Origin of the sequence: Celerinatantimonas sediminis, from assembly GCF_046054195.1 — a bacterium.
In the GTDB taxonomy this organism is placed as follows: domain Bacteria; phylum Pseudomonadota; class Gammaproteobacteria; order Enterobacterales; family Celerinatantimonadaceae; genus Celerinatantimonas.
Genome location: NZ_JBEQCS010000013.1, coordinates 40,371 through 53,319, shown reverse-complemented (window position 1 = coordinate 53,319; position 12,949 = coordinate 40,371). Strand labels below are relative to the sequence as shown.

At 42.3% G+C, this 12,949-nt stretch carries 11 protein-coding genes; 8 read left to right on the top strand and 3 right to left on the bottom strand.

Features of this window, described 5'->3' with window-relative positions:
* Window positions 1-332: 332 nt before the first annotated feature.
* The 3 genes from ABTQ23_RS14520 (at window position 333) to ABTQ23_RS14510 (ending at window position 3,276) form a co-directional block, all read left to right on the top strand.
* Window positions 333-1,385 (top strand): aldose epimerase family protein, encoded by a 1,053-nt coding sequence (locus ABTQ23_RS14520; RefSeq protein ID WP_408616463.1) that lies wholly within the window; start codon window positions 333-335, stop codon window positions 1,383-1,385.
* A gap of 79 nt (window positions 1,386-1,464) precedes the next feature.
* Window positions 1,465-1,902 (top strand): hypothetical protein, encoded by a 438-nt coding sequence (locus tag ABTQ23_RS14515; protein WP_408616462.1) that lies wholly within the window; start codon window positions 1,465-1,467, stop codon window positions 1,900-1,902.
* Between the two features lie 195 nt (window positions 1,903-2,097).
* A complete protein-coding gene (locus ABTQ23_RS14510; protein ID WP_408616461.1) occupies window positions 2,098-3,276 on the top strand; it encodes a cystathionine beta-lyase in 1,179 nt (392 codons plus the stop codon).
* Between the two features lie 46 nt (window positions 3,277-3,322).
* Here the strand turns inward: ABTQ23_RS14510 and ABTQ23_RS14505 are convergent, their stop codons facing one another.
* The 3 genes from ABTQ23_RS14505 to leuC all read right to left on the bottom strand — a co-directional run bounded on the left by ABTQ23_RS14505 (window position 3,323) and on the right by leuC (window position 5,968).
* Window positions 3,323-3,532 (bottom strand): TOBE domain-containing protein, encoded by a 210-nt coding sequence (locus ABTQ23_RS14505; protein ID WP_408616460.1) that lies wholly within the window; start codon window positions 3,530-3,532, stop codon window positions 3,323-3,325.
* A 392-nt stretch (window positions 3,533-3,924) separates the two neighbouring features.
* Window positions 3,925-4,542, bottom strand: a complete 618-nt coding sequence (gene leuD, locus ABTQ23_RS14500; protein WP_408616459.1) for a 3-isopropylmalate dehydratase small subunit — start codon at window positions 4,540-4,542, stop codon at window positions 3,925-3,927.
* Window positions 4,543-4,570: 28 nt separating this feature from the next.
* A complete protein-coding gene (leuC, locus tag ABTQ23_RS14495) occupies window positions 4,571-5,968 on the bottom strand; it encodes a 3-isopropylmalate dehydratase large subunit (protein ID WP_408616458.1) in 1,398 nt (465 codons plus the stop codon).
* Window positions 5,969-6,579: 611 nt separating this feature from the next.
* Here leuC and tig point away from each other — a divergent pair.
* From tig to ABTQ23_RS14470, 5 genes are all read left to right on the top strand, one after another.
* Window positions 6,580-7,878 (top strand): trigger factor, encoded by a 1,299-nt coding sequence (tig, locus tag ABTQ23_RS14490; protein WP_408616457.1) that lies wholly within the window; start codon window positions 6,580-6,582, stop codon window positions 7,876-7,878.
* A 105-nt stretch (window positions 7,879-7,983) separates the two neighbouring features.
* Window positions 7,984-8,604, top strand: coding sequence for an ATP-dependent Clp endopeptidase proteolytic subunit ClpP (gene clpP, locus ABTQ23_RS14485; protein ID WP_408616456.1), 621 nt, complete (start codon window positions 7,984-7,986; stop codon window positions 8,602-8,604).
* A gap of 75 nt (window positions 8,605-8,679) precedes the next feature.
* Window positions 8,680-9,963: an ATP-dependent protease ATP-binding subunit ClpX gene (clpX, locus tag ABTQ23_RS14480; protein WP_408616455.1), complete on the top strand. Its 1,284-nt coding sequence runs from the start codon at window positions 8,680-8,682 to the stop codon at window positions 9,961-9,963.
* A gap of 205 nt (window positions 9,964-10,168) precedes the next feature.
* Complete coding sequence (lon, locus tag ABTQ23_RS14475; protein WP_408616454.1) at window positions 10,169-12,535, top strand: endopeptidase La; 2,367 nt, start codon at window positions 10,169-10,171, stop codon at window positions 12,533-12,535.
* 129 nt (window positions 12,536-12,664) lie between these two features.
* Window positions 12,665-12,940, top strand: coding sequence for an HU family DNA-binding protein (locus ABTQ23_RS14470; RefSeq protein ID WP_408616453.1), 276 nt, complete (start codon window positions 12,665-12,667; stop codon window positions 12,938-12,940).
* The last annotated feature ends 9 nt before the right edge of the window (window positions 12,941-12,949 follow it).

Here is a 12,949-nt window from a genome sequence, read left to right as displayed (position 1 = left end):
CTATCATTTGCTGGGAAACATATCATTAAAGGTAAAAAATACTTATTTAGCAGGGAATTGCCCTTGTGTTTATCAACGATAGAGGCAAAATATTCATTATTAGTGATTAGGGTTTTGTCAGGGCGCTAAAACAACGATTGTTAAAGCACAAATGGTTGGTAAGCTTAAATCGTATATATTTTAAGCAAATAGAACCGTGTTACCGTCATTTTGCGATGTAGATCTGGGTTTGTCTGCTGTGGTTTGATTTAATAGCGTTATTTTACAGCACAGTGTGACTCGTGCCGCAACACGTTAATAGTGCCTTAGCTGAAAGTTTACGGGAGAATAACATGGCTCAGCGAGCTGATATTTCGGTCACTTGGGAAAAATGGCAAGCAACCCCAGACGGCCAGACCGCTCGTCATTTCCACCTGACTAATAGACGGGGAACTCGATTAACTGTCTCTGATTGGGGGGCGACGTTAACGTCATTTAAATTGGCCATGCCAAACGGTAATTTGCGCCAGTTGGTTTTAGGCTGCGATACACTTGAAGATTATCTGCAGAGTCCATACCTGGGTGCAACCGTTGGGCGATATGCCAACCGCATTCGTGGTGCTAAGTTCAGCGTTGATGGTCAAGAATACAAATTGATTGCCAACGAAGGCGATAATTGTTTGCATGGCGGGCCTATTGGCTTTGCTCATCAACTCTGGGATGCGGAAATTATTGATGAAATTCCAGCGGTTCGTTTTACCTTGCTCTCACCTGATGGTGACGAAGGTTTTCCAGGAAATGCGACCGTGACGGTTATGTATACATTAAGCGAAGATAATAATATTCGCATTGATTATGAAGCCACCGTCGATAAAGCTTGTCCGTTTAATCTGACTAACCATAGCTACTTTAACTTAGATGGTGTTGCTGGGGATGTGGGTAACCATGTTGCACAAATTGACGCGAACAGCTATCTGCCTGTAGATAAAGCTAGTTTGCCTAAAGGCGCTCCGGCGAGTGTTGAGCAGACTGCATTTGATTTTAGAAAAGCCAAACCACTCAATCAGGATTGGCGCAAAATTGTTTCAGACCAGCGCTATCGTGGGTTTGATCACTGCTTTATATTAAATCACAGTGATGAGAGTCAGCCTGATGCACAAGTTCGCTCTGGTGATGAACAGGTCGTTTTATCGCTTTATACGACGTCGCCTGCTGTGCAGTTATATACCGGGCAATATTTAGAAGGCACTCGAGGTCATAATGAGCTGGTCTATCAGAACCGCGATGGTTTTTGTTTAGAAACGCAATATATGCCAGATCAACCCAATAGTGACAGTGCACAAGAATGTATTGTTCGTCCTGAAAAACCATTTAAGCATTCGACGACTTTTGCCTTTCATTGCTAAATGCTAGGATAAATAGATAAAAATGAATGGAGCCTCATTTTATATGGGGCTTTTTTGATCGAAGCGGAGAGTTGTCTGTATGAAGCGTTTTTTTGCCGGATTAATGGTATTGATTTTATGTGCGTGCGCACTGATGCAACTAGCTTCTCCAGCCCCATTATTTTGGTTTAGTGCGACTTTGTTTGTTGGCTTAATCTGCATGTTGTGTGCATGGGGAATTTGGTATCGTAAATTAGCCTTTATTGCTCTGTTGGCAAGTGCCGTTGGCCTCGGTTGGGTTTGGCAGGGGAGTGTTTGGTTGTTTACCCAATTTTCGCAGTGGGATTCAGTGACCTTTTTCTCAAGCCTCTCTCCATTTTTACAGATGCGACATGCATTAATTTTATGGATTATGGTGGTGGCTTTAGTTGGGATCCTAATTAATTTTAAAAGTAATAGTGACTCTTCAGATGATACGGCGAAGTCTAAGCCTTCAAAACGTCAATCTGATAACGAGCGATTAGAACCAAAAATCTAGATTGCAATTGAGTCAGTTACAGGTGGACATATAGCTAAAACTCATCCTTTATTAGTTTAAGATATTGGATATATGTTATTTTTAGCAATATAAAGAACATACATAATATTGCGTTAATTCTTCGCGCTAGAGCAACTTTTCAAGGAGCTATGGCGGATTTAAATTAAGCGCCTATCGAACAGATTTGTAGGTTTTATGAAAAAAGATACGAAATATGTGGCTTCTGGCCGCAAGAATGAATGGACTCGAGGCGCGGTTAATCCAGCTGTTTCAAGAGCATCCACTGTTGTTTTCGATAATGTCGAACAGATGAAATATGCGACACAGCATCGTGAAGGTAAAACGTTATTTTATGGCCGTCGTGGTACATCGACTGCATTTGCCTTTCAAGATGCGATAAACGAACTTGAGGGCGGTGTCGGGTGCGCGCTTTATCCTTCGGGTACAGCAGCTATTAGCGGTGCTTTGTTGTCATTTTTAAGTGCAGGCGATCATCTGTTGGTGGTTGACAGCGTCTATGAGCCAACTCGTGACCTGTGTGACAAACTATTATCTCGTTATGGGATTGAAACGACCTATTACGACCCGCTCATTGGTGCAGATATTGAGTCGCTGATTCAGCCTAATACCAAAGTCATCTATCTTGAATCACCGGGCTCTATCACTTTAGAAGTTCAGGATGTTCCAGCCATTACTAAAGTGGCTAAGGCGCATGGGATTATGACGATGCTTGATAATACTTGGGCATCACCTGTGAATTTACAGCCATTTGAATTAGGTATCGATGTCTCTATTCAAGCTGCGACTAAATATATTGTTGGTCATTCTGATGTGATGTTAGGAACTGCAACCACCACCGCTGAATATTGGGATCAATTACGCGAAAACAGTTATTTGTTGGGCCAATGTACTTCACCGGACGATCTGTATTTAGCACTACGAGGCGTTCGAACCTTAGGGGTGAGAATGCGTCAGCATCAAAAAAATGCTCTGGCAGTCGCTCATTGGTTGGCCAAACGTGATGAAGTGGACCACGTTCGTCATCCTGCTTTGGCTACATGTCCAGGACATGAGTTCTTTACCCGTGATTTTCAAGGTTCTAATGGGTTGTTCTCTTTTGTTCTTAAGCAGGGCACTCAGGCTGGGATTGATGCGATGCTCAATGAAATGGAACATTTTAAAATTGGTTTTTCATGGGGCGGGTTTGAAAGCTTAATTTTAGGACATATGCCAGATCATGTTGCACATCTGCGCTCAGTGACTAAGTGGCAAGCGAAAGGGCCTTTAATTCGTTTGCATATTGGCTTAGAAGATGTCGATGATTTGATTGGCGACCTTGATGCCGGTTTAGCGCGATTAAATGCACACCTGTAATCATTAAAAATGAAAGCCAAGAAAATTCTTGGCCTTCACTTCAAGACTATTCAATACCGATTAATACATCGGTTGCTTTAATCACTGCAAAGGCAGGCTGGCCCACTGTTAATCCTAAATTTTCGACTGCGCCATTGGTAATAATCGATGAAATAACTAGCCCATCGGCTAATTCGATATGCACTTCACTATTTACTGCGCCAGTAGTGATTGATTTTACGATCCCTTTAAACTGATTTCTTGCGCTTAGTTTCATTCCAAATCTCCTCAATTGTGGTCGTATCCGTATAAGCCAGGAGCAGGGTAACAGTAATAAGTTATTATTTTTTATCGTAAGTATGCTCTTAGTTATGCATCAGTTAGTAACTGATCGCAATCATTATTTATAGATTTATAAAAATATCTATTTAGTTGAGTGGACTAATTAGTTATGGGCTTGTTTGTGTAACAAATTGACTTTTTAGCTAACGGGGCAATGTTGAGAATGAATCTGCGTAAATATGATTGGCGCTCTAATCGACATCGCTTAAAGAGAACTCACAGAGGATTGTTGGACGCTTGCGGCTATTGATCGGTTAAATAAAAAACGCCAACATATGAGTTTGTTGGCGCCTGATGAATGACTTGGCTTTTGTAAAACCTAAAGTACTATTGTTGTGGCCACAACCATGGAAGTTGCTGCTTTTGCTTCTCTTCAAACGTGGTAATTTTTGACTCGTGTTGCAATGTCCAACCGATGTCATCTAACCCTTCAAGCAAACTATGCTTGCGGAATGAATCAACCTCAAAAGAGATTTCAAGCCCTTTTGGAGTGGAAATAGTCTGCTGCGCCAGATTGATCGTGAACTGGCTGCCAGGGTGCTCTTCAAGCTCAGCAAACAGCGCAGCGAGTTGTTCTTTGGTCACACGGATAGGCAAAATACCATTTTTAAAACAGTTATTAAAAAAGATGTCCGCAAAACTGGTTGAAATAACGGTATTAAAACCATAATCAGCAATAGCCCAAGGTGCGTGTTCACGTGAACTACCGCAACCAAAGTTATCACCCGCAACTAGAATTTTAGCACCTTTCACTTCTGGTTGGTTCAGCTCAAAGTCTGGGTTATCACTGCCATCGTTCAAGTAACGCCAGTCGTTAAATAAGTGGATGCCAAAGCCAGTACGTTCCACTTTTTTCAAAAACTGTTTTGGGATAATTTGGTCGGTGTCAACATTTGAACGATTCATCGCCACCGCAATTGAAGTATGAGTTTTATAAGCTTTCATTATCTTTTTCCTATGACGAGTGACGGTGTTATTTCCAGTGGCGCAAATCAACAAATTTTCCTGCAACAGAAGCCGCGGCTGCCATCGCTGGAGAAACTAAGTGAGTCCGTCCACCTTTGCCCTGACGACCTTCGAAGTTTCGGTTTGAAGTTGATGCACTGCGCTGTCCAGGTTTGAGGTTGTCACCATTCATAGCCAAGCACATTGAACAGCCAGGTTCTCGCCATTGCCAACCCGCTTCGATGAAAATTTTATCCAACCCTTCTTTTTCTGCCTGCAATTTAACAGGATAAGAACCTGGTACGGCGATAGCTTCGACCCCCGGTGCTACTTTTTTACCCTTAAGTAATGCCGCAGCCTGACGAAAGTCTTCGATTCGGCCATTCGTGCATGAACCGATAAAGACGACATCTACGCTGACATCAGTGAGCTTAATACCCGGTTGTAAACCCATATATTTAAGAGCGTTCGTTGCAGCTTGGGATTTAATCAAGTCACTCATTTGCGTTGGATCAGGCAGTGGCTGATCAACGGCTAATACTTGCTCTGGTGATGTGCCCCAGGTAACCTGTGGTGAAATATCGTCACCATCGAGCTCAACTACTTTATCAAATTGTGCGCCGTCATCAGTTCGCAGTGATTTCCAGTATTTAACCGCTTGTTCCCAGTATTCTTCTTTAGGTGCAAACTCTTTGTCTTTTAAAAATTCAAACGTTTTTTCATCAGGGGCAATTAAGCCTGCACGAGCGCCCGCTTCAATCGCCATATTACAAAGCGTCATTCGACCTTCCATTGATAAATCTTCAATGGCTTGACCAGAAAATTCAATGACATGGCCAGTCCCGCCAGCTGTGCCAGTTTTGCCAATAATAGCCAGCGCAATATCTTTAGCCGTTGCAAATTCTGGCAACTTGCCATTAACGATGATGTTCATGGTCTTAGATTTTTTCTGCTGAATGGTCTGAGTGGCCATAATATGCTCAACCTCAGATGTTCCAATACCAAATGCTAATGCACCAAATGCACCGTGCGTGGCTGTATGGCTGTCACCGCAACAGACCACCATCCCTGGGTGAACAAAACCATGTTCAGGAACTACGATATGGATGATGCCATTGTTCTGGTTACTCATGTCATACAGATTTAAACCGTTTTCTGCGCAGTTGTGTGCCAGCGTTTCAACCTGTTTGCGGCCAATTGGGTCACTGATCGAATCGCGATTGATAGTCGGAATACAATGATCCATTGTTGCTAGGATACTGTGGGGATTGCGGATTTTTCGTCCCGCAACTTTTAGTCCTTCAAATGCTTGGGGGCTTGTGACCTCATGCATTAAATGACGATCAACATAAAGTAATGGGGTGCCGTTTTCTGGAGAATGAACCAGGTGTGCATCCCAAATTTTTTCATACATTGTCTTTTTCATTGGACTTTCCCACTTTACTCCAACCAGTCTCGATGCTGGCCATCTTTAGTTTTTATGCCTGAATATTGGTTATTTAATCGAGGTTAAGACCTCATGCTATGTATAGTGCGGCAAAATCATGCGAATGTGAAGCGCTAAATGCTAAAAAGTATTCTTTAGTTAAAATTATACGTCCTTTTTATAACCGTAAATATTAAAAATATTGCTTTTTTTGATATAAATTTGGTGATCTGTGTTTTTAGAAACCTCGTTTTATATATAAACGCAATCTTTCACTCCGATTGCTTATTTAATGCACAGAAAAGTGACTTAAATCTGTGTTTTTGGCTTCAAAGACGCGAATTTACCGACACCATCTCGACTCATGCACAAAGCATCGCTATAATGCGGCGTCTTAATTAAAGGTTGTAAACTCAAATTAACCGATTTCAATACGGTGAGGTCCTGTTTAGGTTTACTGGGTTAGGGGACTTTTAGTAAGCTAAAGTCCAGTTTCAGCTGATGTTGAATATAGCCGCTAAATCTAAACAGGACCTCGCTTGATAAGCGTTGTTCTAAAAGTTTACTCTGGAGAAAAAGTCAGTAAGAACTGACCGATACGAGGTAAGAAAATGCAGGTTTCATTAGAAACGACTGAAGGTTTGGAGCGTCGTCTGTCAATTGCTGTTGACGCGCAAACTATTGATGAGGAAATCAAACAAGCGGTTCGTGATATTGCTAAGCGTGAACGGATGCCAGGGTTCCGTCCTGGTAAAGTACCAGCATCAGTGATTCAAAAACGCTATGGCGCAGCAATCGAAGCGGATGTCAAAGACAAAGCAATGCAACGTCATTTCTATGAAGCAGTGATCCAGGAAAAAATTACTCCTGCAGGTGCTCCAACTCTGGAAGTTGGCGAAGTTAAAGATGGTCAATTCCACTTTAGTGCAACTTTTGAAGTTTTCCCTGAAGTTGAATTAAACGACTTTGCTGCGCTAGAAATTGAAAAAGTTTCAGCTGAAGTTGCCGACGGTGATGTTGACAATATGGTTGAAACTTTGCGTAAACAGCGTGTTAACTGGGTTGAAGCAGCTGATGGCGCTCTGGAAGAAGGCGATCGTGCTACATTTGACTTCGTTGGTAAAATTGATGGCGAAGAGTTTGAAGGTGGCAAAGCTGAAGGTTTCTCTTTAGAAATCGGTTCTGGTCGTATGATCCCAGGTTTCGAAGATGGTCTGAAATCTCATAAAGCGGGTGAACAGTTTACGATTAAAGTAACTTTCCCAGAAGACTATCACGCAGAAAACCTAAAAGGTAAAGAAGCAGAGTTTGATATCACTTTAACTAAAGTTGAAAAAGCTGAGCTTCCTGAAGTAACTGCAGACTTTATCAAACAGTTCGGCATTGAATCTGGCGAATTGGCTGATCTTAAAGCTGAACTTCAAAAAAATATGGAACGTGAACTTAAACAAAAACTGCGCAGTGATATTAAAGAGCAGGTTTTGGATAAATTGCTTGAAGCAAATGACATCACTGTTCCTAGTGCATTGGTTAAAAACGAAGTTGAACAGCTGCGCAAGCAGGCAATGGAACGCTTCGGTGGCCAGGTTGATCCTAAAAACCTGCCTAACTTACCTGATGAACTGTTCGAAGAACAGGCACAGCGCCGCGTTAAAGTTGGCTTGTTGTTAGGTGAAGTAATCAAAGTAAATGAACTTAAAGCAGATGATGAAAAAGTTCAGGAACACTTAAAAGAGATTGCTTCTGCTTATGAACAGCCAGAACAGGTGATCGAATACTATAATAATAATAAAGAAATGAAAGAGAACCTCTCTAACGTTGTTCTTGAAGAACAAGCGGTTGATCTGATTCTTGATAAAGCTAAAGTAACAGAAGTAACTAAAGCTTTTGATGAAATTATGAACAACTAAGTCAATACCTGATCGGTTAGATTTGACTTTAGCCGATAAGGCTTGCATATAATGGCTCGGTAGGTTCAATTCTCCCGAGCCATTTGTTTAAGGAAGCGTGTATCGATGTCAAAAGATTATCCTGATTTAAGTAACCCTCTAGCTGCGCTAGTTCCAATGGTCGTTGAACAAACATCAAAAGGCGAGCGTTCCTACGACATCTATTCTAGATTGCTCAAAGAGCGGGTTATCTTTCTAACTGGCCAAGTTGAAGACAACATGGCTAACTTAATTGTGGCTCAGCTGCTATTTCTCGAATCAGAAAGCCCTGATAAAGATATTTTCCTGTATATTAATTCTCCAGGTGGTGTTATTACTGCGGGTATGGCAATTTATGATACGATGCAGTTTATCAAACCTGATGTAAGTACTGTTTGTATGGGAATGGCTGCGAGTATGGGGTCATTTCTTTTAGCTGGTGGCGCTAAAGGTAAACGTTATTGTCTACCTAACTCTAAAGTGATGATTCATCAGCCCCTGGGTGGTTATCAGGGACAGGCATCGGATATTGAAATCCATGCCAACGAAATTATCAAAACCAAGCGGCTTATGAATGAATTATTGGCATATCATACTGGGCAAAGCTATGAAAAAATTTCCCAGGATACTGACCGCGATAATTATATGACTGCACAAGAGTCTAAAGAGTATGGCTTGGTGGACGATATCTTAACTAATCGTGGATAAGTAAATTTGAAAAACATGTAGAGTGTCATCATATATATTATATTGATAACTGCTCTACAGTTGTGAGGTTAGCTAATGACAGATAAACACAAAGGTGATGGGGACAGTGGCAAACTGTTGTACTGCTCATTTTGTGGAAAAAGTCAGCATGAAGTACGTAAATTAATTGCTGGCCCATCGGTCTATATCTGTGATGAATGCGTGGAATTATGTAATGATATTATCCGCGAAGAGATCAAAGATATTTCACCCAAGCATGAAGACGGGGCTCTACCCGTACCGAAAGAAATTCGCTCTCACTTAGATGAGTACGTTATCGGTCAGGACCAGGCAAAAAAAGTTCTTTCTGTTGCGGTTTATAATCACTACAAACGGCTGCGTAACTCAAGCAGTACCGACCAGGTCGAATTAGGTAAAAGTAACATTTTGCTGATTGGCCCAACCGGTAGTGGTAAAACTTTGTTGGCAGAAACAATGGCACGGTTACTTGATGTACCGTTTACCATGGCTGATGCAACGACCTTAACCGAAGCTGGTTATGTGGGTGAAGATGTTGAAAACATCATTCAGAAGTTACTGCAAAAATGTGACTATGATGTTGAGAAAGCAGAGCAGGGGATTGTTTATATCGATGAAATCGATAAAATCTCTCGTAAATCTGATAACCCTTCTATCACCCGTGACGTATCCGGTGAAGGCGTTCAGCAAGCACTGCTGAAACTGATTGAAGGCACCGTGGCTTCTGTTCCTCCTCAGGGTGGGCGCAAACATCCCCAGCAAGAGTTTTTACAGGTTGATACCTCTAAAATATTATTTATTTGTGGGGGCGCTTTTGCCGGTTTGGATAAAGTTATTGCTCAACGTACCGAAGCGCATGCAGGTATTGGTTTTGGCGCAGAAGTTAAGACTAAAGAACAGCAAAGTTCAGTCTCTAAAATTTTCGCACAGGTTGAGCCTGAAGACTTGGTGAAATACGGGCTGATTCCTGAGTTTATTGGACGTTTGCCTGTAGTTGCTTCTTTGACTGAGCTTGATGAGTCTGCTTTGATTCAGATCTTGAGCGAGCCTAAAAACGCACTGACCAAGCAATACGGTGAGTTGTTCAAACTTGAAGGTGTTGAGCTTGAGTTTCGTGAAGATGCTTTAAAAGCTATCGCACACAAAGCGCTGGCCCGAAAAACTGGTGCTCGTGGATTACGCTCAATTGTTGAAGACGTATTGCTTGATACGATGTACGAGCTGCCTTCAATGGATAACGTTAGCAAAGTTGTTATTGATGCAACAGTTATCAAAGGTGAAAGTGATCCATTGATTATCTATTCCAATAAAGAGCAAGCTAAGGCTTCCTCCGGCGAATAGATATCTGTTTAGTTAATCACAAATAAAAGGTGGCTCTTAAGTCACCTTTTTTAATTTAGTCGCTGCTATATTCACAATTGGCGTAATTGTATCCAGTTAACCGCTTTTTATCACTTTTTCTTCCATCTCTAATTGAATCTATGTGAATTACCCCAATATACTGAACATAGCGAATTTATATTTCAGCTAAGGCAGAGAGGACCAAATGACCTTAGAGCGTTCAGAAAGTATGATAATTCCGGTGCTGCCACTGAGAGATGTGGTGGTTTATCCCCATATGGTCATCCCTCTATTTGTAGGGCGTAAGAAGTCTATCCAATGTCTGGAAACAGCTATGGAACACGATAAGCAGGTTTTGCTTATCGCGCAAAAAGATGCATCTACAGATGAACCGAGTGTTGATGACCTGTATGACGTGGGCACTGTTGCCAATATTCTTCAGCTGTTAAAACTTCCCGATGGTACGGTTAAAGTCTTGGTGGAAGGGAGCCAGCGTGCGAAATTAAATGAATTTACTGACAACGAAGATTTCTTTGAGGCGCAGATTGAATTTATTCAATCGCAGCCCATTGATGATCGCGAACAAGAAGTGCTTGTTCGGTCAGCTATTTCGCAGTTTGAAGGATACATCAAACTGAATAAAAAAATCCCACCAGAGGTTTTAACTTCTGTTTCTGGGATTGATGATGCCGCTCGGCTAGCGGATACCATGGCAGCTCATATGCCATTAAAACTAGCTGATAAACAGCAGGTTCTAGAGATTGCGAGTGTCACCGAGCGTCTCGAATATCTGATGGCGATGATGGAATCTGAAATCGACCTATTACAGGTTGAGAAGAAAATCCGTTCTCGCGTGAAAAAACAGATGGAAAAGAGCCAGCGCGAATACTATCTCAATGAGCAAATGAAAGCGATTCAAAAAGAGCTCGGTGAGATGGATGAAGGCCAAGATGAATTTGAAGTTTTAGCTCAGAAAATTGCTGAAGCAAAAATGCCTCAGGAAGCTCGTGAAAAAACCGAAGCTGAGCTCAATAAACTGAAAATGATGTCGCCTATGTCGGCTGAAGCGACCGTTGTTCGCGGCTATGTCGATTGGATGCTGAGTGTCCCGTGGACTAAACGTTCCAAAGTTAAAAAAGACTTAGCTAAAGCGGAAGAGATCCTAAATAGTGACCACTATGGCCTTGAAAAGGTCAAAGAGCGGATTTTAGAGTACCTTGCAGTACAAACTCGCACCAACAAATTGAAAGGCCCAATTCTGTGTTTGGTAGGACCTCCAGGGGTTGGTAAAACCTCTCTGGGTCAGTCAATTGCTCGTTCGACCGGACGTAAATATGTCCGTATGGCATTGGGTGGCGTGCGTGATGAAGCTGAAATTCGTGGTCACCGTAGAACTTATATTGGTTCTATGCCGGGTAAACTTATCCAGAAAATGGCGAAAGTTGGCGTTAAAAACCCACTGTTCTTATTAGATGAAATCGATAAGATGTCATCAGATATGCGTGGCGACCCAGCATCTGCTTTGCTAGAGGTGTTGGACCCTGAGCAAAACAATAGCTTTAACGACCATTATCTGGAAGTGGACTATGACTTGTCTGATGTGATGTTCGTTGCGACATCTAACTCGATGAATATTCCAGGCCCGCTGCTTGATCGTATGGAAGTGATTCGTCTGTCTGGCTATACCGAAGACGAGAAACTGAATATTGCCAAACGTCATTTAATTGAAAAACAGATTAAACGCAATGGCCTTAAAAAAGGTGAACTGACCATTGAAGATAGTGCAGTGGTTGGCATTATTCGTTATTACACTCGCGAAGCCGGCGTGCGTGGTTTAGAGCGGGAGATTTCTAAAATCTGTCGTAAAGCAGTAAAACAGATCTTGCTTTCACCCGATGTTAAACATATCAGTGTCGATGGTGATAACCTGCATGATTATCTGGGTGTCCAACGCTTTGATTATGGCAAAGCCGATGAACATAACCGGATTGGCATGGTAACTGGTTTGGCTTGGACTGAAGTGGGTGGCGATTTGCTGACCATTGAAACCGCCTCGGTTCCAGGTAAAGGCAAAATGACCCAGACTGGATCACTTGGCGATGTTATGCAGGAGTCGATTCAGGCAGCTATGACGGTTGTTCGCTCTCGCGCTGACAAATTAGGGATCAACTCTGATTTCTATGAAAAACGCGATATTCACGTGCATGTGCCAGAAGGCGCTACGCCTAAGGATGGCCCAAGTGCCGGGATCGCGATGTCAACAGCGCTGGTTTCAGCTTTAACAGGCAATCCGGTTCGTGCTGATGTGGCCATGACTGGTGAAATCACTTTGCGCGGTGAAGTGTTACCTATCGGTGGTTTGAAAGAGAAACTGTTAGCGGCTCATCGCGGCGGAATTAAACGCGTGTTGATTCCAAAAGAAAACGAACGTGATTTGGAAGAAATTCCAGAAAACGTTAAAAAAGAGCTTGATATACGACCTGTCCATTGGATTGAGGAAGTATTAGAACTGGCTCTTGAGAGAAACCCTTTTGGTGTAGAGTTCGTCACTAAAAAAACTGAAACTGCTTGAGCTTGAGCGGTTGATACATAATAATTGTCAGCTCAGTCTTTCTGATGGGCTGGCGAAATTGTGTCATAGTGGCCTCGTAAGGGATGTGAGGTTTGTGGCCGAATTAGATGATTATCAAAGGGGATTCTTGTGAACAAAGCTCAGTTAGTCGATAAAATTGCAAGCGGTGCCGATATGTCAAAAGCGGCAGCAGGGCGCGTACTGGACTCAATGCTGGAAGTGATTAGTGAATCACTAAAAGAAGGCGATAGTATCAGTATCATTGGTTTTGGAACGTTTCAGACCCGGGAACGTGCAGCTCGCAGTGGCCGCAATCCTCAAACTGGGCAGGAGATTGAAATCCCGGCCGCACGAGTCCCTGCATTTAAGGCAGGAAAGCTTCTTAAAGATTCAGTAAATGAATAGTGATTTTCT